This is a genomic window from Vibrio sp. CyArs1 (assembly GCF_022432925.1).
Classification (GTDB): domain Bacteria; phylum Pseudomonadota; class Gammaproteobacteria; order Enterobacterales; family Vibrionaceae; genus Vibrio; species Vibrio mediterranei.
The window spans coordinates 606,630-628,034 of record NZ_JAKRBO010000002.1; the positions used below are offsets into that span (position 1 = coordinate 606,630).

Genomic DNA, 21,405 nt, shown 5'->3' on the forward strand with positions numbered 1-21,405 from the left:
ACAAACAAAGAAATGAGAACGCGAACATTCTAAATGCATTGTTCAGATGTTATATTGACTGAACATATGAACAACACCTATAACAAAAGGACTTGCCAAAATGCATAACGAATTAGGTTTAACGCTTTCTCAAGTAACTGAATCAGCAGCACTAGCTGGATACAAATGGCTTGGGCGTGGAGATAAGAACAAAGCAGACGACGCAGCGGTAGCTGCAATGCGACATCAACTTAACCAGTCACATGTCGACGCGACTATTGTCATTGGGGAAGGAGAAATCGACGATGCTCCCATGCTGTATATTGGTGAACAGTTAGGAAAAGGCGGAGCTGCTATTGACATTGCCGTAGACCCTATTGAAGGCACACGAATGACGGCTATGGGACAATCGAATGCCCTCGCGGTGTTAGCTGCCGCTGAAAAAGGTACATTGCTTCAAGCTCCCGACATGTATATGGAAAAATTAGTTGTCGGCCCAGAGGCGAAAGGTGCGTTAGATTTAACGCTCCCTATTGAAGAGAACATTCTCGCTGTCGCTAAGAAACTCAATAAACCAGTACAAGATATTGTTGTCGCAACGCTCGCAAAACCGAGACACGATGCCATCATTCACACTATGCAATCGATGGGTGTCAGAGTCTATGCTTTCCCAGATGGGGATGTCGCCGCTTCCCTACTCACATGCATGCCAGAAAGTGATGTTGATATGATGTACTGTATTGGTGGAGCACCTGAAGGTGTTGTAACAGCAGCGGTAATACGTGCATTAGATGGAGACATGCAGGCTCGATTATTAACGCGTGATGTAGTCAAAGGCGAAACCTTAGCCAATATCAAACATGCCAAATCAGAGCGCCAACGCTGTCAGGAGATGGGGGTAAGTGAAAATGTTATCTTATCGCTCAACGACATGGTGAAAACCGATAACATTGTGTTCTGCGCAACGGGTATTACCAAAGGTGACCTCCTTGATGGTGTTCAAAAACATGGGTCGTACCTCACAACTGAAACCTTACTTATACAAGGTCACAACAGAACGATTAGAATGATAAAGTCTAATCACGACCTAAATAAAACCAATAAAGAACTACTTAAGCTTATTGCTTAGCAATCTATTGCTCGCAGTGATACGCCTTTAAAGGAACAGAATGGACTTAACCAACATAGAACAAACAGAAGAAACTAACCTTCTGACTGAGATTGCCGTAGCCTATTATCAAGATGGTGCAACACAAGAAGAAATATCAAAACGTTTTGGTCTGTCACGTGTCAAAATAGGACGCTTACTCAAACGTGCTAGAGATCAAGGCATTGTCGAAATCAAAGTCAAGTACCATCCTGTTTTTGGCGCTAAGCTCGAGGAGCAGCTCAAAGAACGCTTTGGTTTAAAGCGAGCTTTAATAGCACTTGATCAACCGACCGAAGATGAGCAACGCGCACTATTAGCCGGTGTCGTTTCTACCTACCTTTCCTCAACGTTAAAGGACGGCATGATTGTCTCAATCGGTCAAGGACGTAACGTCTCGTCTGTATCTGAGCATATCGGCGTCGTTAATCCGAAAAAATGTACATTCGTTTCTAGTATTGGAGGTATTCATCCCCGTGGTGGCATGCTCAATGCGGACCATATCTCGCGGCGCTTTGCTAAAACTTTTGGTGGCGTTAGTGAAACCTTGTACGCTCCTGCTTATGTTCGCAACCCCGATCTTCGTAGAGCCTTGCTTGAAGACGAAACCGTTCAGCAAACAATGGACATCGCAAAAAAAGCCGATGTGGCATTAGTCGGAATTGGTGACTTGAATGAAAGTAGCTATATGGTGAACCTAGGCTGGTTTTCAGTTCAGGAAATGGTCGAAGCACGAATCCAGCAAGGTGTAGTCGGTGAAGTCGGCGGTTATGATTTTTACGATATTAAAGGCAACGTCCAAGATACCAAAATGAGTAACCGTGTAATCGGACTAACCATTGCTGACTACCAAAAAATCCCACAGGTAATCGCTATTGCCGCAGAAAGCAGTAAACCGCTGTCAATTGTTGGAGCTTTGCGTACCGGAGCGGTAGACATACTAGCGACTAGCGTCGCCAACGCGATCACCATTCTTAATTTAGACGCTCAGCAATAAAATAGCCGTGCAATGTAACAAATAGTGCATTGCACGGCTTCAACTTATTGTTCCCGTTTACTTCACATTTCTCTCAGTTGACAGGAAAAGTCGTGTTTTCTCTCTTATCCTAAACAAGACGCCATAGTGACATTATTGTCATTATGGCTTATCAAGTAACGATTCTAGGAGCTTCTATGGGAAAACTGATGCTAAAAGTTATTGTGCCAGCTCAAATGCATACAGGGATGACAATGGTGCCTGACCCAATGCCACAGTATATTGGAGCAGAATCACTTCTACCTAACGGGTTGCTACCACCAATGATAGCTGGAGCGACGGTTATTGGAGGCCAAAAGGTCGGGAGCAAATGGATGGGGTGTACTTACATGAAAGCTCCATATGTGATTCCAGGATTTGCCGAAGTTGAGGAAACCCCTTTTTAGGCAGCAATGACCTATTTGCCTACCTATTTCATTCCGGTACCTACCTATTCAAAGAGTAAGTACCGGAACTTGTGTTCAAACTAATCCCAAAGAATTAACTCTCCCAAAGTCCTTTTGTATCAGAGAACAACGACTTAAACCAAAGAACAACTGAGTCCCATGCTCGTTTAAAAATAGAGCCTTGCTCTACATTAGACATGGCAATCAGAGGCTCTGAGGCAATTTCATCATTACCAACACTCCAAGTGACATTACCAATGATATCTCCTTGTTTCACGGGAGCAACCAACGGTGCGTAGATTTCGGTTTCCTTTGTCACTCCACGGCTGTTACCGCGAAGGTAAGTCGCATAAACATCATGATCAAACCCCACGTCAATATTGGCGTTTTTCCCTTTCCAAACTCTAATCGTCGCTTCACTTTCGTCCGCTACGGCAAGTTGGTCTGTTTCATAAAAACGGAAACCGTAATTGAGAAGTTGTCTTGATGCTTCCACGCGAGTTTGAGTACTTGGTGTCCCCATGACTACGGAAATCAGACGCATCTGTCCTTGTGTCGCTGAACTGACTAGGCTGTACCCTGCATCTGAGGTATATCCAGTTTTTCCACCGTCGACATTAAGAGAGTTATCCCATAGCAGTCGATTGCGGTTGTATTGCTTAATATCCGCCCAAACAAAGCGTTTTTCTGAGTATATTTCATAAACCTCTGGCACATCTTCGATGATCTTTCTCATCAATATTGCCATATCGTTTGGCGTAGTGTGAATACCCTGCCCGTCTAAGCCATGTGCATTAATGAACTGAGTATTGTTCATACCCAAGTTCACTGCCCACTGATTCATCAAGGCAACGAAACCACTTTCCGTTCCGGCTACATGTTCAGCAAGTGCGACCGCGGCATCATTTCCTGATTGAACAATCAAACCACGCAACAAGTCCGCAACCGTGACGTTGTCACCCGGCTTAATGAACATTTTGGAAGAATCTGGAAATTTAACTGACCACGCGTTCTCACTGACCGCTACTTTACTATCCCAAGAAGTACGGCCATTTTCGATTTCTTTGCCAACTACATAGGCAGTCATCAATTTTGTTAAACTAGCAGGTGCTAAAGCGGCATCTTGGTTGCCTCCCACGAGTATAGCTCCAGACTGATAGTCCATGAGCACGTAGCCTTTGGCATTAAGAGTGGGTGGGTTTGGTGTCACCAACGCCGCGACAGACACCGATGAACTCAAGGCTAAAGACGCAAACAGCAGTGACATAGTTTTATTCATCTCACGGACTCCTTATTCTGTGAGCACTCCGTTGAACCACCGATTTAGGGAATCTTGACTACAACTCGTCATTTGAAACATCGGCATCAACACGGAGCAGAAAGATTTCTTTCCCCCTACCCACAAACTAGAATAATATTCGCAAGTTAGCTCAGAATTTTTGTAAGATTTATTACGGCATCTCGAAATCACTCTTCGGGGTATTGCTCGCTACAATTATCGCCTACTTTACGCAACTCTCTCCTTTACTCACCTCACGTTTACTATATTGTTTTATAGCCACCTACTTATTTTGGTATGTCAGTAATACGGTAAAAAGCAACACAAAAACATCTCTATCAAAGTTCAAACATCGAGTTTATGATTATTGAGTACATACTTTGTAACAATGCGCCATCTGAAACCTATCTAATCGCCGCCGTTTGCCCTGTTGGGTCATGCACCGATGTTATTAAGTATGCTCGGTCCCCCCTTCTTTACATCGCTTCAGGTGAACGTACCCCCTTAACATCATCTGCTTGATGCCACTTTTCCACGACCAGTGATGCAATCAAATCACCCTCTACATTTACTGCCGTTCTGAAAGTATCAAGGGGACGTTCTATAATGAGCAGAATGGCTATTGCTTCGAGCGGAATTCCCGCCGCCAATAAAACCATCTGCATCCCAGACATAGAACCAGAAGGCATACCGGGTGCCCCAATTGATGAAATCATCGCCATAATAAAGATCATCACCAAGCCCGTGGTGGTTAAATCAACACCGAACAATTGTGCTAAGAAGATTGCCGCAACGCCCTCAAATAAAGCCGTTCCATCCATATTCATAACTGCGCCTAACGGTAACACCATACTGCTCGTGCTTTGTGATACTTTAAGCTCTTGTACTGCTACTTGCATCGAGAGTGGTAACGTAGCCGAACTGGATGACGTCGCAAATGCCATCGCCATCGGTGCATAGATCGCTTTAAACAGAGTTCTATAACTGATTCCCGTCACCAACTTGGCGATTGCTGGCAGAACAACTGCACCGTGGAACACCGTCAATAAGAACACGAGTAAAGCAAATAAGATCAGTTGATGAAACAAGCCACTGTTGCCGTTCGTGGTAAACTCAAACACGATGGAAAATACAGCGATTGGTGCCAATTTAATGATACCACTGACTACCGTATTGACGGCTTTGTTCAGTCCAGACAAGGACTCAAAGATACTGTGTTTCTCTGGCAACGAAACCAGCAATGCAATACCTAGTAAAAATGAGAATGTTACAGTTGCTAGCAGATTCCCTTGAGCTAAAGCTGCTACAGGGTTCATCAACGCCATATTCAGTAGCTTTTCCACAATGGCGCCGCCCGTTGTGGACTCAGTGTCAATGAGTTGGACATGACTTTCTAAAGGCACATGACTAGTGAGCGGTTGCCATGCTGGTAACAATAGCGAAGCACCAAGACCTAAGCTGACCGCTAGAAGTGTTGTGGAAGTATAAAACAGTAGTGTGTGGCGTCCGATGCTCTTCAGTTTGACCGTCGAGCCTATGCTCGTAATGCCTTGTAGTAGCGACAGCATAACCACGATACCTACAACCATTTTTAACAAGCCAATATAGGTGGCCTTACCTAACATAATCAGCTGATACCAACTCGTCTGAGTCAGGTTATTAGGTAACGGTAGAAAGGTCGCTATACTCCAAGCGAGAAACGCAGAAAACAACAATTGCAGTGGTAGAGAAAGACGCAGTTTTGCCCACATGATGGTGATATCCATAAACGATGAAACGAGTAACGAGAAGGCTCATTGGCCTTCTCATCTTTGAACCTTGGTGCTAGTAACAATTAAGAGATGTTGTTTCTATAAAAAGGATTCAAAGCACTTTTTAGTCGCTTCAGAACCACCAATGCCGTGACTCGACCCCACCCAAATAAGATACGCTGGTGAAGTCTGAAAATAGTATCGTAGAGATTGCGAACTAATCGCCCACGTAAAATCAGTTTATTGTTCATCAAAGTACCCACCGCGTAGTTGTGGCCCACCGCGATAACCATCCCACCGTCTTTGAAAATAAACGGCTTAATGGTTTTGCCTTTCAGCAGTCGTTTGATCTGATTCGCTAAATGTCCTGCAGCTTGATTAGCTGCCTGTGCGCGAGGCGGGACAAAACTGCCGTTGGGCTGAGGACATTCCGCGCTATCGCCAACCACGAAAATGGCATCATCAAGAGTGGTGACTAGATTAGCGTCTACTTTTAATTGATTTAGCGAGTTGGTTTCTAGACCATCAAGCGTTGCCAGCCATGGTGCACACTTGATACCAGCCGCCCATAGCTGCAAGTTAGCGTTAATAACCTCACCGCTATCAGTCACCAATTTACCCGCGTCGGCACGTTTAATGCGGGTCTCCGTTTTCACTTCGACACCATTTCTTACCAAGGCCTTACGCACTTTCTCTGACATGCACCCTGGGCCAGCAGGCAAGACTCGACTTGACGCTTCAATCAGAGTAATGGTGAGATTCATGTCATGGCGATAACGTGTCAGTTTCTGACTGACTTTTGCTAATTCGGCCGCCAGTTCCACACCGGTTGCTCCAGCACCAACGATCGAGATTCTTTGCACACCTTGCGCACGTAACAATGGATTTATCTGATCCCATGCTTGTTGTGCTTGCAAAGCAGAGTCTAAAAATAAGCAGTGTTCACTCACACCTTCCGTTTTGAAATCATTACTCACCGCACCAACGGCGATCACCAAATAATCGTAAGCCAACTCAGAGACCATACCTTGTTGATCTTGAATCTCAATGGTCTTTTGACCTCGATTTAGCGATTTCATCGATGCCTGAACGTATTGATATTGATTGCAATAGCTATGTTGTAAATAGCTCACAGCATCAAGCTCCGAATCAAAAGTACCAGAAGCAATTTCATGTAAACGCGGCTTCCAATAATGGTGACTAGCGGACTCCACCAGTACGACCTCGTGTTGACCTACACGGCCAAAACTTCTTCCTAAACGAGTAACTAATTCAAGGCCGGCTGCACCGCCGCCTACTACCACGACTTTTGACATCGTATGCTCCAATAACTGTACAACCAATCTAGATTGCGCTCTAAAACCAATTGTTTGCGCAAACCCAACGCCTGACATCAAACAGAATGGCGACATTGTATTGGAACGATTTATTATGATAATCCAGCTAAATTCATATTAACTTATACAGATTTGTAATAATGAATTTGACCATCAAAGTATGACACTCTGGGATGTGGGACGAGTTTGAGAGTGGTCCTAAATAAACGCGTTTAGGGATACAGAATGGTGTTTCAGTCGCTAACGGCCTTAACTCAGCAAATTTACATTAGGCTTTTCTTTTTATAATCAATAAAGTAGCTAGATGAACCTTGAGTTTTCTTAGCTTCATACATTGCAGCATCAGCGATATGTATTGCTTGCTGAATGTCAATATGTCCACTTAAACACAGTGTGGTACCTATACTGAGCTCTGGCGTTACCTTATCACCATTATGAACATCGATGGGGTGAGATGAGACTTGCAATAGATGATTAGCGATACTTAGAACATGTTCTCGACTATTAAGTCCAGGTAATACGACCAAGAACTCATCTCCACCTAATCTTGATACCACGTCCGTTTGTCTAGTGAAATCCTGCAATCTCTCGGCAAGCGCTACCAATATTTCGTCTCCTATCACGTGACCATAGGTATCGTTGATCACCTTAAAATTGTCGATATCTAGAAACATAAATGCGATTTTCTCTGAACGGTTCCAACAATGGCAAATCATTTCTTGAAGTTTCACGTCTAGAAGGCGGCGGTTGGGAAGACTCGTCAAAGGATCAAGGTTCTGCTTTTCTATGACGAGTTGCTCTCTAGCCTTTCGTTCAGAAATATCACGGACGATAGCCAAAAAATAGTTCTCACCATTAAACTCCACCATACTGATGTTAGCCTCGATAGGGATCTCAACTCCATCTTTACGTTTGTGCGTTGCTTCGACGAAACGATTTTGAGCTTGTTTCATTTTTACAACGTGGTCTTTCCAAGTTATTTCTCTATTAAACAAAGGGTTGATATCTGGCACAGTTAGACGTAACAGCTCCTCTTTGGTGTAGCCTAGACGTTGATAACCAAGTTCGTTGCAGTTCAAGATCTGACCAAATTCCATATCGACGACATAAATCGCGTCATGTGATTTACGCACTAGTTGGTCAAGTAATAATTCAGCGGCTTGAGATTGTCTTGGCCCAGACAAATCAATTAGTTGCGAGACTAAACGGGTAATATTTCCTTCATCATCACATTCAGCAGACATATTGAGTAGAGCTAATATTGAATGGCCGTCTTTGTGAATATACCGTTTATGGGTTTGAACGGAGTCAGTTGGGTTTTCAAGAAGTTGCGCCCTTATCCGCTTATTTAGCGCAAGGTCGTCCGGGTGAGTAATAACAACACTGTCAGACATTAACTCGGCTTCCGAATAGCCGAGCAGTTTACGCAAAGCAGCATTAGTATATTCCAACTTACCTGTTGGTAAGCTAATCGCTGTTGGAATCGGCGTTATATCGAATAGCCGACGAATAGAGTTATCCATTTGAGCGGAATTTTTATCCATACCATCCCCGCTTTTCTATAGTCGTAACACGTGAAAGCTAGCCAACATGTCACTACTGTACACAGCCCAGAACATTAAAATATGTAACACCAATGCTGACTGTCTTTTGATTATTGTTCAGAAACTATAGCCAAAACTTAAACAGAATATGCTTAATCTTGCCCGATAGAATGGTGTTATTAATCAATTACTCAAAAATGAGACATTGTCGTACAGGCGTTTTATCTACCTATAAGGTGGCATTTTATCGCGTGAGTGACTGGCTTATTATTCTCCCCAGTTAAACCACAAGTACTTTGCCAATGACCTCCAAACCTAGTCTTACTGATGCTACTCTGCAACTCATTTCCGACGTTAAGAAACAATTACCTCTTTACTCCGAGGATACGTTTGTTTGTGGTCCTGATAATTCTTGTATCGGCTGTCCTAAAAAGTTAATGGAATTAGTAGAGACCGAAGTAAGTTACTGGGAATCGGCATTGTCACGTGGAATTACACCCAACTTTGAAGAACTCAGAAGGTTTGGAAAGTTGTGTTCTAGTGTAAGACGAGGATTGGTTCGAAACGGTCTTGTTAACTAAGCACGATCACTCGTATTGTCCGATAATATTGTCACACGGATGTGAATCTCCCTTCCTTTTCTATTTCTATTGATTTACCCACTTCTATTACTGACAAATTAAATATCAACATCTTGAAATTTAATATCTTGTCTAGCGGTCTAGTGCTTTGAACCGATATTTTTTGGACGACCTCAATAGATAGCCTCAAGACTATTGATTATCGTGTCTCAACCTTTAGTATCAATTGTTAACAACAGGGCAAGGTTCGCCACAAACAGTATAAAATGGATAACATAATGAATAATAAGATGTTCAAATCTGCAGTGCTTTCCACTCTCGCAATGACGGTCTCTTCTTGGTCAACCGTTGTCTCTAGCGAAACACTCGACACGACTCAATGGAATTCGGTATTAGAACAAGCCAATGGACAAACAGTATACTTCCACGCATGGGGAGGTAGCCAAGAAATTAACCGTTACCTCCAGTGGGCCGGTAAAGAACTAAAAGACCAATATGGCGTTAACTTTAATCACGTAAAAGTCACCGACATCGCCGAAACTGGCTCTCGTTTACTCGCTGAAAAAGCAGCAGGAAAAAATGACGGTGGCAGTGTCGATATGGTGTGGATTAATGGTGAGAACTTCAAATCCATGAAGGACAACGCCCTACTTTATGGACCTTTTGTACCCAACCTTCCGAACTGGCAATACGTCGATAAATCGCTTCCCGTTGACAGTGACTTCTCAGAACCAACGGAGGGGCTTGAAGCACCTTGGGGAGTGGGGCAACTCGTGTTTATTCACGATACACAAACTCTCAATAACCCACCGACGTCTTATATGGAGATGCTCAACTACGCTAAAGCGTTTCCGAATAAATTAAGCTACCCAAAACCGCCAGAGTTTCATGGTACTAGCTTCTTGAAGTCTCTGTTAATTGACCTTACAGATAACGATCCTGCGTTAGCAAAACCCGTTTCAGAAGCTGACTTTCAAGGCGTCACCAAGCCGCTTTGGGATTATCTGGATGAGTTTCATAAGGTTGCATGGCGGGCTGGTAAGCAATTCCCTGCCGGAACCGCTGAAACAATCCAATTACTAGACGATGGTCAGCTTGATCTAGCTATTACTTTCAATCCAAACGCTGTCTACTCTGCTCAAGCGAATGGTAACCTTAGCGATACCACTACCGTGTATGCAATGGATAGTGGTGCATTGTCCAACATTCATTTTCTTGCAATCCCTTGGAATGCTAATGCTAAAGCAGGGGCTCTAGTCGCTATTAACTTCTTACTGAGTCCAGAAGCACAATCGCGAAAAGGTGATATCGCAATTTGGGGTGACCCTTCGGTACTCAACAAGCAATATCTCACTGGCAGTGCAGCGAAAACTCAACAATTTAAGTCTGTCGCCGAACCTCACCCAAGCTGGCAGAGCGCCCTTGAGCAAGAGTGGCTCAAGCGCTACGGCAGCTAACGGCTTACGAGATAATAAGATTATGCTTCGACTGTTGTACGTCTGTTTAGTCGTTGTCTGCATTTTCCCTACAGTACCTGGTTTACTTGGGGTGGTGATATCCTCTTTGGGTTATATCCCCCCTTTAGGTCTACATCATTTTGATTTAGCCGGATTCAATCAGGTCTTTGCATGGCAAGGCGTAGAAACTTCTATTTTGCTGACGTTTAGCTCCGCAATACTGAGCAGCTATCTCGCCTGCTTCTTATCCTTTGCCATTATTGCCTCTTGTTGGAACAGTAGTTGGTGGAAACGAATCGAACTATCGCTATCTCCTTTACTTGCTCTGCCTCACGTCGCCTTTGCTATTGGTTTTGCTTTTCTGTTTTCTCCTACCGGATTTGGCGCGAGAGCCTTAGTTGACCTTTTGGGAATGGATCTAAGCGGAAACTCTGCCAGTTCAGCTTGGCTAGTCAAGGACCCTTATGGCGTTGGCTTGACGTTGATGCTAGCCCTCAAGGAAGTACCGTTTATACTGCTGATGAGCATCCCAATACTACGACAACTTAGAGTCAGTGAGTCACTGCGTATCGCTACATCACTCGGATACACTGAAAGTGCAGCTTGGTGGAAGATCATACTGCCACAATGGTTTACTAAAATTCGATTCCCGATGCTCGCAGTGATTGCCTACAGTTTATCTGTCGTCGACGTTGCTTTAATTATCGGACCAACTAACCCACCAACCTTCGCTGTCTTAGTTTGGCAATGGTTCAATGACCCCGACCTGAGCTTGCTTCCCCGCGCCAGTGCTGGTGCTGTTGTGCTATTTGCTATTGCTTCAATCTTGATTGGTATCGCTCGTCTCATCGAGCATCTCGTCGTTGCCATTTGCAATCAATGGCAATATTCAGGTCGTACATCGCTGCGCATTCCTGGCAAACCAATATTCACCGTACTTGTATCCATTGTTGCCGCCATGATACCGCTGACGGTTATTTGGACATTTGCGCAGCGTTGGCGTTTTCCGGACGTCTTACCAAGCCGCTATACATTGCGTTTCTGGGAGTACGAATGGGACGGTATTTTTGAAGTGATGGCACAGAGCTTGACCATCGCGCTTATCTCGGCAACGATTGCTCTCATACTTGCTGTTGTAGGACATGAGTATCGCAATAAATATCGCTTACATATACCAGGTTACGTCATTGCGATTCCCATGCTATTACCGCAATTAAGTATCCTGTTCGGATTACAAGTTACCACGCTATTGCTTAGTGACTCGAGTTATTTGCTTTGGGTTTGTTGGTCACATGTATTCTTCGCCTTCCCGTTTGTCTTCCTTGCACTAGATGGACCATGGCGCGGCTTCAATAGTAAGTTTACCCAGGTATCACTGAGCCTTGGGAAGAGCCCTATTCATACTTGGCTGCATGTCAAATTGCCGCTTCTTTTCCCTGCAATGGTATTTGCATGGGCGGTAGGCATTAGTGTGAGCCTTGCTCAATATTTACCTACGCTGGTATTAGGAGCAGGTCGAGTTGCCACTATTACAACCGAAGCGGTAGCCTTATCGAGTGGATTCGATCGCAGAGTCACCGCCATCTATGCACTCTTCCAGGCTTTCTTACCACTACTATTTTTCTCTGTTGCCGTATTGGTTAATCGTATTCACTCTCGTTATCGACGAATTAAGATCAAAGGACTTTTATTTAATGACACTATCGCTGGCAAACCTCACCATCCGTAAGAAGGAAGGCGAGGTGCTGTTTTCTGACTGCAGTTTCAATGTAAAACAGGGCGAAATATTGACGCTAATGGGCCCAAGTGGTTGTGGAAAATCCACGCTACTTGACGTCGTTGCCGGTCATCTGTCGTCAGAGTTTGTCTACCAAGGACAAGTTCTACTCGAAGACAAACGTATCGACATGCTAGAACCACACAAGAGACAAGTCGGAATTTTGTTTCAAGATGACCTGCTGTTTCCTCATCTCAATGTATGGGAGAACCTTGCCTTCGCCTTGCCTAATCGAATTAAAGGAGCTGAACGACAAGAACATGCAATGAACGCTCTTGCTAGTATTCAACTCAATGGTGTGGCTAATCATTACCCAGAGCAATTATCCGGAGGACAACGTGCCCGTATCAGCTTAACACGAATGCTGCTCGCTGAACCAAAGGCCGCCCTACTTGATGAGCCATTCAGTAAACTCGATAAAGAGCTGCGGGTTCAGTTCAGAGATTGGGTTGTGGAACAGCTTCGCAGTGCCAATATTCCCGCTTTAATGGTCACACATGATGAGGATGATATTCCTGATGGCAGCCAAGTCCTTAAATGGCCTTGGGAGAGTGCAGCATGTTAGACAGCATTAGTATCAAAGTTATTCGCTGGCCGTTATCTCAATCGGCACGTGTGCTTAACCGATTAGGGATAACAGCCAATCAAACTACACTATTTGGCTTCGCTTTGGGTTGCCTTGCTTTTCCTGCTTTAGCGTTTGAGCATTATTCCATCGCCCTGATATTTATTTTGTTAAACCGAATTTGCGACGGTCTTGATGGTGCTCTAGCACGTATTCAAGGGATTTCAGATGCCGGAGGTTTTTTAGATATAAGCTTGGATTTCTTATTCTACTCACTGATACCGTTTGGTTTTGTTATTGCCAACCCGGAGCAGAATGCCATTGCTGGCGCTTTTTTGATTTTCTCTTTTATCGGCACGGGAACTAGCTTTTTGGCATTCGCTGTGATGGCAGGTAAACGCGGTATTGAGAATCCAGTTTATCGTCATAAATCTTTGTACTATATGAGTGGCCTTACCGAAGGCACCGAGACCATCGGTTGCTTTGTTCTTTTATGCTTATTACCTGAACATTTTGCTACCATTGCGTTCGTCTTCGGGGCTGCGTGCTGGTTTACAACGTTCACTCGCATTTATTCAGGGTTTCACACATTGCGATAAACGCTACCGAAATCAAGTTAGAACCCACTTTTGTTGTGGTACATTCAGCATTAGTTGTTTCGGTTAATACGATGAAAGGATCGATATGTCTTCAGACTACTTTGGAACCAGTGCAGCCTACGCACGAAAAGAGAGCGATTACCGTGAGAAAGCCCTTAAGCTTTATCCGTGGGTATGTGGAAGCTGCGCTAGGGAGTTTGTTTATTCAAACCTGAGAGAGCTAACGGTCCATCACAAAGATCATGACCACACGAATAACCCAGATGACGGAAGTAATTGGGAACTTCTATGTTTGTACTGCCATGATCATGAGCACTCAAAATATACTGAGCACGATTTATACGGTAGCGAAGTAAAACCAGGAGAAGATAACCATCAGGCCGCTACGCATAATCCGTTTGCAGACTTAGCAAATATGATGAAGAAAAAGTAAGCGCGTTAAACGAAAAACGTCAGGGCTTACCCTGACGTTTGTTTCACCCAGTCGAAACTTAGTCCCACTCAGGAGCGAAGTCTGGATTGGCTAATCGATGCCCTCTATCCAGTTTCGAGATACTCTCCATATCTTCATCGTCTAATTTAACGTGAACATACGCTAAATTACTTTCGATGTTCGCTTGCTTAGTCGATGATGGAATAGTCACAAATCCACATTTCGCCATCCAAGCCAATACGATTTGAGCAGGCGTCGCTCGATGTTTGTCGGCAATGTGTTTTATTGAACCATCTTTAAGTACATCCCCATACGCAAATGGCATGTAACCAGTCACAATCATATTTTGTTGACGGCAATACTCCACTACTTGTTGATTCTGAAGGTAAGGATGAACTTCAACTTGGTTGGTATAAAGCACGTTATCGCCCAAGATTTCGATTGCCTGTTTCATTTGAGCAACAGTGAAATTAGATACGCCAATATGACGAGCGAGTCCACTATCTTGAGCTTGTTTAAGTTCTTTAAGGTACTCTTCCATTGATACTGCTTCATCTTTAAGAGGCCAATGAATAAGAAGTAAATCCACGTAGTCTACTTGAAGGTCTTTTAAGCTCTCTTGTAAGCTCGGTATAAATGAGTCTTTTCCCAGTTTATCCATCCAGATTTTGGTGGTTATATAAAGCTCCTGACGAGGAATTCCGGAATCTGCTATCGCTTGCCCCACTTCTTTTTCATTGCCATAAATCTGAGCGGTATCAATGTGGCGATAGCCAGCATTTAATGCCATTTCAACAGACTTATAAGCATCGTCGCCTTTTAAACGAAAAGTACCAGCGCCAAGAGTTGGAATAGAAAGAGACATAGTTTTTCCTTGAATATATTCGGTGGACACTCTTATCCAGCAAGAGTCAAAGTTAAAACTTACTATAACTCAGAATCACAAAGTGTGCGCCACCTCTAAAACTATATAGTTTTAGAGGTATTTAAGTTATCAAGTGTTGCCGATTAACTTTCAGGTGCAAATGTTTTTAGTACTGAAACAACAATGAGCTCAATTTTTTCTTGGAGAACTGTTTCATCCGGTTTAGACGCCAAATCTAACACTTGCGGCCAAAACAGTAGACCTTGCAGAACACTGAGGTAAAAGCTTGTAATAGTCTGAGCATCTTTAGCACACAATTTACCATCAGCAATCGCTTGCTCGAACCAACGAGTAACAGCACGTGTTTCATAGATTCGTTGACTGATATTCTTAGCTAAGTCTGGCTGACGGAAAAACTCCATAATGATGGTGCGCGAAAAAGCAATACCGTAAACATCATAAGAAATATTGACCTCATTGACCGTAATCGCCATCAACTGTTGATGCAAACTGCTGTCGCTGTTGTAGGGGTAATGCCCCGCTCTCTCGACACCATCTTGTACGATCGCCAACACTGCTTCAAACAAAACTTCTTTACTCTCAAAGTGTCGATATAACGTTCGTTTAGAAACTTCTGCTGACGTACAAACGTTATTCATGTTCGCAGCTGAAAAACCGTTGTCGATAAACTCTTTTTTTGCTGCATCAAGGATTGCTTTTCGCTTTTGTTCTGAGCGAGTCATTCGTTATCTCCTATTCATTGATACCGAGTCTAACAAATCAATTATCGCAGGTAAACTTTAAGGTTTACTTTTTAAAAAACCTCAAATAGAATCCAAAAAATAAACCCATGAGTTTACCTTTATGTTGATGAACTCTTTTATCTATCTTCTTTTTGGAGCACAACATGAACGATACGCGCACTGCCACTTTTCGTAATAAGCCAAAAGCAATGGCATGGCTTTTTGGTATCTCTCTAACAGGATTACTTTTAGCGGGCTGCAACTCTCAATCAAAAACAGTCGAAACGACGGCTGCCGTTCGCCCTGCTCTTGTTGAATCAGTCTCAGCACACAAAAACGATCATCTGAGTTTTAACGGTGTAGTTCGAGCTGCTGAACGTGCAGATTTATCTTTTCGTATCAACGGTCGACTCACTGACATACTGGTTGAAGAAGGCGATCGAGTTGCACGTGGTCAATTACTCGCAACATTGGATTCAAAAGACGCAGAAATAACATTAGCTTCTGCCGAATTAGAATTAGATAACTTGGCCGCTGAGTACAAAAGAGCTCTAACTATTTATGAGAAAAGCAACGCCATTTCTAAGAGTAGTCTTGATGAGCTAACGACCCGCTACTACTTGGCACAAAATCGCCGTGATGAAGCGCTTCGTCAGGTGGAATACACCAAAGTTGAAGCTCCTTTTGATGGCGTAATCGGACGCAAATGGGTCGACAACCACATGCAGATCCAGGCGAATGAGGCCATATTTACATTACATGACCTCGACACGATGGAGGTGGTCATTCATATTCCTGACAACGTGATGATGTCAGGACTTAAAAGTACCAAAGCCATCGCTGAAATTACCGCCATTCCCTCACAAGTGTTCGATCTAAGCTTAGGGACCCACGCTACTCAAGCTGACCCTATCAGTCAGAGCTACGCTGTGGTTTTGCGGTTTGATGATTTGAAAGGGTTTCGCTTACTACCGGGTATGACCGCAAAAGTGAGACCCGTTGACGATCACGTTGTCTCAGGAAGCCAATACATTACGCTGCCTGTCACCTCTGTTGTTCCTGATAACCAAGGTAGACAATTCGTGTGGTTGGTGAACGACAATAACCTTATCACTCGTCGTTATGTTCAAGTGGGCGCACTTAGCCAAGATCGATTGGAAATCAGCCAAGGGCTGACAGTGGGTGAGTCAGTGGTCATCGCGGGTGTTTCTAGCTTGCATGAGGGTATGGAAGTGCGCCCAGTGCTGTCTGTCGGCAATGGTAGTCAAGAGGTTCAACAATGAACATTGTTCGTTACACCATCGCTAAACGCACCAGTGTTTGGGTGTTAATCGCTCTGACGTTACTAGGGGGATATATTAGCTACCTAAAGTTAGGTCGCTTTGAAGATCCTGAGTTCATCATTCGTCAGGCGGTGATTAATACTTCCTACCCTGGCGCGACCGCTCAGGAAGTTTCCGACGAAGTTACGGATGTGATTGAAGGTGCAGTACAAACCTTACAGGAACTGAAGGAAGTCAAGTCCGTCTCAAAACAAGGCATGTCTGAAGTGACCGTTGAGATTAAACTTGAGTTCGCTAACAGCAGCGCCGAGCTACAGCAAGTCTGGGACAAACTGAGACGAAAAGTTAGTGACGTACAACGCTTGCTGCCTCCAGGAGCAGGGGCGTCCATGGTTAATGATGACTTCTCAGACGTGTATGCTCTATTCTTTGCAGTCACTGGGGAAGGCTACACCGACAAACAGCTACAAGACTATGTCGATCAACTGCGACGTGAGCTCGTGCTGGTTCCTGGGGTTGCAAAAACCGCAACCTTAGCTGAGCGACAAGAGACCATTTTTGTTGAAGTTTCAGGTGAACGCCTGGCTAAATTTGGCCTCTCTGCCGAGCAAGTGTTTCAAGTACTGCAGAAGCAGAATTTAGTCACTGTTGCCGGAGCTATCGATACGAAAGACATGCGCATCCCAGTGATTCCACGCTCAAACATTCATTCGTTTGATGACTTGCGCAATCTTCAAGTGGGCATTGGGCAAAATAATGCTGTCATGCAACTTGGCGACATCGCAACAGTGACTCGAGGCTATCAAGAACCGTCGAGTATGCTTATGCGCTATAACGGTCAGCGTGCTGTCGGATTTGGTATTTCTAACATCAATGGCGGCAACGTCGTTGAAATGGGCGACGCGGTTAAAGCAAGGCTACTAGAGCTTGATAGCCAGCGACCGATTGGTATGGAGCTACACACGATCTCGATGCAGTCTGATTCAGTGCGCGCATCGGTAGCAAACTTCATCGACAACCTTATCGCTGCAGTGGTCATCGTATTTGTCGTGTTGTTGGTCTTCATGGGGCTGCGCTCCGGCGTAATTATCGGCTTTGTCCTATTGCTGACGGTTTCGGGTACGCTTTGCATCATGTTTATCGATGACATTGCCATGCAACGTATCTCTCTCGGAGCGCTGATTATTGCTCTAGGTATGCTTGTCGATAATGCCATTGTGGTTACTGACGGCATCTTGGTACGACTGCAAAACAATCCAGAGCAAGATAAAGAAACGATCGTCTCTGAAGTGGTCGATGCAACAAAATGGCCACTGCTAGGAGGCACTGTCGTTGGTATCTGTGCGTTTAGTGCTATTGGCTTATCTCCTTCAGATATGGGTGAATACGCTGGGTCACTGTTTTGGGTTATCTTGTATTCCATGCTATTGAGTTGGGTATTCGCTGTGACAGTGACGCCAATGCTGTGTTTCGACTTTTTAAAAGTCGAAGCGAGTAAAAAAGGTGCTAAGCCCGGCCGCATTATGACGACCTACAAAGCGGCACTTAATTGGGTACTAAGCCATCGTTGGATGAGTCTTGGTATGTTGCTAGCAATAATGGTGGTAGCGATATATAGCCTCAAATATGTGCCTCCGGGTTTTATGCCGGATTCACAGCGCCCGCAATTTGTTGTCGATGTATATCTACCACAAGGTTCGGATATCTCACGCACAGAACGTGTTGTCGCTAATATTGAACACGATGTGAAAGCGAAAAGCGGTGTGACCAATATCACCAGCTTCATTGGCGGTGGCGGTTTACGCTTTATGTTGACCTACTCCCCTGAGCCACGTAACGGTAGCTATGGGCAGTTATTAATCGATGTTGACGACTATAGAAAAATCGCGCCATTAATTGGTGAGCTGCAAGACGAGCTGTCTGCTAAATACCCAGACGCTTCGATTAAGGTTTGGAAGTTTATGTTGGGCCGCGGGGGCGGTAAGAAAATCGAAGCTGGATTTAAGGGGCCCAATAGTCAGGTACTCCGTTCTTTAGCCGAACAGGCAAAGGCGATTATGCTTGAAGACGGAAACCTCATCGCGATTCAAGACGACTGGCGCCAGCAAGTGCCGGTGTTGAGTCCGATTTATTCAGCAGAAAAAGCGCAACGTTTTGGCTTGACAACTCAAGAAATTAACCAAGCGATTGCTCAGACGCTAAGTGGCCGCAATGTGGGTGTGTACCGTGAAGGGAACGATCTAATTCCTATTGTGGTTCGCTCTCCAGAATCAGAACGTGACCACCAGCGAGCCGTTGAGAATACTGAGGTTTATGCCTCAAACGTAAATGGTTTCATTGCGGTCAGTCAGTTGGTCGATTCGGTGGACTTGGTATGGCAGGATGCCATTTTGCGCCGTATCGATAGAGTACCTACTATTTTGGTTCAAGCGGACCCAGCTCCGGGCGTCTTGACCTCTGATGCGTTCAATCAGATTCGTACAAAAATAGAAACCATCGAATTGCCACCGGGTTATGAGTTGATTTGGTACGGTGAATATAAAGCGTCTAAAGATGCCAATGAAGGTCTTGTCATTTCTGCACCTTACGGGTTTGCTGCGATGATTTTGTCGGTCATATTTATGTTCAACGCGATACGTCAGCCTCTCGTGATTTGGTTAACAGCGCCATTGGCTGTCGTCGGTGTGACCGTTGGTCTGATTGCATTCCAAACTCCATTTGAGTTTATGGCAATCCTAGGGTTCTTGAGCTTGATAGGTATGATGGTGAAAAATGCGATTGTGTTGGTAGATCAAGCCGATGTGGAGATCTCACAAGGTAAACAGCCTTACCAAGCGATTATTGACGCGGCAACTAGTCGTGCACGACCGGTTCTACTTGGCGCGCTCACTACCATCTTTGGTGTTGCTCCGCTGATCGTTGATCCTTTCTTCAAGAGTATGGCGGTAACCATCATGTTTGGTTTACTGTTTGCTACCATCTTAACCTTGGTGGTGATCCCTCTGTTCTATGCCCTCTTCTTTGACATTAAATCGGAGCCAAAATCACTCTAAATCGCACCCAAAAAAAAGGCCTCGCTAATTAGCGAGGCCTTTGTCATTTCACAAACGAATTACACGTCGTAAGTCGTTGAAGCCGTGTTACCACCTGTACCAGTCCAGTTTGTGTGGAAGAACTCACCACGTGGACGGTCAGTGCGCTCATAAGTGTGAGCACCAAAGTAGTCACGTTGAGCTTGAAGCAGGTTAGCTGGTAGACGTGCTGTTGTGTAACCGTCTAGGAAAGATAGCGCTGAAATCGTACATGGCATTGGGATGCCCGCTTCTAGAGATTTCGCTGCTACTTTACGCCATGCCGCTAGGCTGCTTTGTAGGATGTTTTTGAAGTAATCATCTGAACCTAGGAATGCGATATCTGGGTTAGCTTCGTAAGCATCACGAATATTACCTAGGAATGCAGAACGGATGATACAACCGCCACGCCACATTAATGCTACGTTACCGTAGTTTAGATCCCAACCGTTCTCGTTTGACGCTTCACGCATTAGCATGAAACCTTGAGCGTAAGAAATGATCTTAGATGCAAGTAGTGCTTGGCGCAGTGCATCAACCCACTCTTGCTTATCACCTTCTACTGGAGTAATAGTCTTGCCGAATAGAGATTCAGCTTCAACACGTTGGTCTTTAAGAGCTGATAGACAACGAGAGAATACAGACTCAGAGATAAGCGTTAGAGGGATACCAAGGTCTAGTGCGTTGATACCTGTCCATTTACCCGTACCTTTTTGGCCCGCAGTATCAAGGATCTTCTCTACTAGTGGCTCACCGTCTTCATCTTTGTAACCAAGAATATCAGCGGTGATTTCTACTAGGTAGCTGTCTAGTTCTGTCTTGTTCCAATCTGCAAATACAGCCTGCATTTCATCTGCAGACATACCTAGACCGTCTTTCATGAACTGGTACGCTTCAGTAATCAACTGCATGTCGCCGTATTCGATGCCGTTGTGAACCATCTTAACGAAGTGACCTGCACCATCGTTACCAACCCAGTCACAGCAAGGCTCGCCAGCATCAGTTTTCGCAGAGATACCTTGGAAGATAGGCTTAACTGCTTCCCAAGCTTCAACTGCGCCGCCTGGCATGATTGAAGGTCCAAAACGAGCGCCTTCTTCACCACCAGAAACGCCAGTACCGATAAAGTGGATACCTTTTTCACGTAGCTCAGCAACGCGACGGTTTGTGTCTGGGTAGTTTGTGTTACCGCCATCAATGATGATGTCGCCTTTGTCTAATAGTGGTACTAGCGCTTCGATGAACTTATCTACAACATCACCAGCACGTACCATTAGCATCACTTTGCGTGGCGTTTCTAGCTTCTCAACGAGTTCTTCTAGCGAGTATGCACCAACAATGTTCGTGCCTTTTGCTGGACCTTCCAGAAACTCGTCAACTTTTGCAGCAGTACGGTTGTGAGCCACTACTTTAAAGCCGTGGTCATTCATGTTTAGGATAAGGTTCTGACCCATTACCGCCAGACCAATTACACCAATATCACCTTTCATTGTTCTCTCCATCAATTCGGCAACTTAACTTGCTGCTTTGAAATCTTTTCGTCGAGCCAAGTTGTGCAGCTCTCCTAGCTCG

Annotated in this window: 18 protein-coding genes; 11 read left to right on the forward strand and 7 right to left on the reverse strand. The window is 44.6% G+C overall.

Translation table 11 applies throughout. The annotated features are described in order from the left end of the window. Positions 1 to 100: 100 nt before the first annotated feature. The 3 genes from glpX (at position 101) to MMA19_RS09475 (ending at position 2,548) form a co-directional block, all read left to right on the forward strand. Positions 101 to 1,108, forward strand: coding sequence for a class II fructose-bisphosphatase (gene glpX, locus MMA19_RS09465; protein ID WP_240206073.1), 1,008 nt, complete (start codon positions 101 to 103; stop codon positions 1,106 to 1,108). 40 nt (positions 1,109 to 1,148) lie between these two features. Next, positions 1,149 to 2,123, forward strand: a complete 975-nt coding sequence (locus MMA19_RS09470; RefSeq protein ID WP_006073807.1) for a sugar-binding transcriptional regulator — start codon at positions 1,149 to 1,151, stop codon at positions 2,121 to 2,123. Between the two features lie 176 nt (positions 2,124 to 2,299). Continuing rightward, positions 2,300 to 2,548 carry a hypothetical protein gene (locus tag MMA19_RS09475; protein ID WP_006073808.1) on the forward strand — a complete coding sequence of 83 codons (249 nt, stop codon included), beginning with the start codon at positions 2,300 to 2,302 and terminating at the stop codon, positions 2,546 to 2,548. A gap of 94 nt (positions 2,549 to 2,642) precedes the next feature. Here MMA19_RS09475 and MMA19_RS09480 read toward each other — a convergent pair whose 3' ends face one another. The 4 genes from MMA19_RS09480 to MMA19_RS09495 all read right to left on the reverse strand — a co-directional run bounded on the left by MMA19_RS09480 (position 2,643) and on the right by MMA19_RS09495 (position 8,459). After that, positions 2,643 to 3,827 (reverse strand): D-alanyl-D-alanine carboxypeptidase family protein, encoded by a 1,185-nt coding sequence (locus tag MMA19_RS09480; protein WP_006073810.1) that lies wholly within the window; start codon positions 3,825 to 3,827, stop codon positions 2,643 to 2,645. Between the two features lie 476 nt (positions 3,828 to 4,303). Then, entirely contained in the window at positions 4,304 to 5,578 is a 1,275-nt protein-coding gene (locus MMA19_RS09485) for a dicarboxylate/amino acid:cation symporter (RefSeq protein ID WP_240206074.1), read from the reverse strand. A gap of 83 nt (positions 5,579 to 5,661) precedes the next feature. Then, positions 5,662 to 6,894 (reverse strand): NAD(P)/FAD-dependent oxidoreductase, encoded by a 1,233-nt coding sequence (locus MMA19_RS09490; protein WP_240206075.1) that lies wholly within the window; start codon positions 6,892 to 6,894, stop codon positions 5,662 to 5,664. A gap of 284 nt (positions 6,895 to 7,178) precedes the next feature. Then, entirely contained in the window at positions 7,179 to 8,459 is a 1,281-nt protein-coding gene (locus MMA19_RS09495) for a sensor domain-containing diguanylate cyclase (protein WP_240206076.1), read from the reverse strand. Between the two features lie 302 nt (positions 8,460 to 8,761). Here MMA19_RS09495 and MMA19_RS09500 point away from each other — a divergent pair, with 302 nt between their 5' ends. The 6 genes from MMA19_RS09500 to MMA19_RS09525 all read left to right on the forward strand — a co-directional run bounded on the left by MMA19_RS09500 (position 8,762) and on the right by MMA19_RS09525 (position 13,871). Beyond that, positions 8,762 to 9,040, forward strand: coding sequence for a hypothetical protein (locus MMA19_RS09500; RefSeq protein WP_006073815.1), 279 nt, complete (start codon positions 8,762 to 8,764; stop codon positions 9,038 to 9,040). Between the two features lie 278 nt (positions 9,041 to 9,318). Continuing rightward, positions 9,319 to 10,497 (forward strand): ABC transporter substrate-binding protein, encoded by a 1,179-nt coding sequence (locus MMA19_RS09505; RefSeq protein ID WP_240206077.1) that lies wholly within the window; start codon positions 9,319 to 9,321, stop codon positions 10,495 to 10,497. A gap of 22 nt (positions 10,498 to 10,519) precedes the next feature. Next, a complete protein-coding gene (locus MMA19_RS09510) occupies positions 10,520 to 12,226 on the forward strand; it encodes a thiamine ABC transporter permease (RefSeq protein ID WP_240206078.1) in 1,707 nt (568 codons plus the stop codon). Further along, positions 12,192 to 12,839 carry an ATP-binding cassette domain-containing protein gene (locus tag MMA19_RS09515; RefSeq protein WP_031496155.1) on the forward strand — a complete coding sequence of 216 codons (648 nt, stop codon included), beginning with the start codon at positions 12,192 to 12,194 and terminating at the stop codon, positions 12,837 to 12,839. Before MMA19_RS09510 ends, MMA19_RS09515 begins: the two co-directional genes overlap by 35 nt. Next, positions 12,833 to 13,438 (forward strand): CDP-alcohol phosphatidyltransferase family protein, encoded by a 606-nt coding sequence (locus tag MMA19_RS09520; RefSeq protein ID WP_062457342.1) that lies wholly within the window; start codon positions 12,833 to 12,835, stop codon positions 13,436 to 13,438. Before MMA19_RS09515 ends, MMA19_RS09520 begins: the two co-directional genes overlap by 7 nt. Before the next feature lie 85 nt (positions 13,439 to 13,523). After that, complete coding sequence (locus MMA19_RS09525) at positions 13,524 to 13,871, forward strand: YajD family HNH nuclease (RefSeq protein WP_006073826.1); 348 nt, start codon at positions 13,524 to 13,526, stop codon at positions 13,869 to 13,871. A gap of 58 nt (positions 13,872 to 13,929) precedes the next feature. On the opposite strand, the gene dkgB is transcribed toward MMA19_RS09525, so the two are convergent. Further along, positions 13,930 to 14,736, reverse strand: coding sequence for a 2,5-didehydrogluconate reductase DkgB (gene dkgB / locus MMA19_RS09530; RefSeq protein WP_006073828.1), 807 nt, complete (start codon positions 14,734 to 14,736; stop codon positions 13,930 to 13,932). Between the two features lie 143 nt (positions 14,737 to 14,879). Further along, the gene (locus MMA19_RS09535) at positions 14,880 to 15,479 is read right to left on the reverse strand and encodes a TetR/AcrR family transcriptional regulator (RefSeq protein WP_124939900.1); all 600 of its coding nucleotides are present in this window, start codon (positions 15,477 to 15,479) and stop codon (positions 14,880 to 14,882) included. 164 nt (positions 15,480 to 15,643) lie between these two features. Between MMA19_RS09535 and MMA19_RS09540 the strand changes: the two genes are divergently transcribed. Together MMA19_RS09540 and MMA19_RS09545 are read left to right on the forward strand one after the other, a co-directional pair. After that, entirely contained in the window at positions 15,644 to 16,762 is a 1,119-nt protein-coding gene (locus MMA19_RS09540) for an efflux RND transporter periplasmic adaptor subunit (protein WP_240206079.1), read from the forward strand. Beyond that, complete coding sequence (locus tag MMA19_RS09545; RefSeq protein ID WP_240206080.1) at positions 16,759 to 19,815, forward strand: efflux RND transporter permease subunit; 3,057 nt, start codon at positions 16,759 to 16,761, stop codon at positions 19,813 to 19,815. Before MMA19_RS09540 ends, MMA19_RS09545 begins: the two co-directional genes overlap by 4 nt. A 59-nt stretch (positions 19,816 to 19,874) precedes the next feature. Here the strand turns inward: MMA19_RS09545 and gnd are convergent, their stop codons facing one another. Continuing rightward, positions 19,875 to 21,323, reverse strand: a complete 1,449-nt coding sequence (gene gnd / locus MMA19_RS09550; RefSeq protein WP_006073836.1) for a decarboxylating NADP(+)-dependent phosphogluconate dehydrogenase — start codon at positions 21,321 to 21,323, stop codon at positions 19,875 to 19,877. Between the last annotated feature and the right edge of the window lie 82 nt (positions 21,324 to 21,405).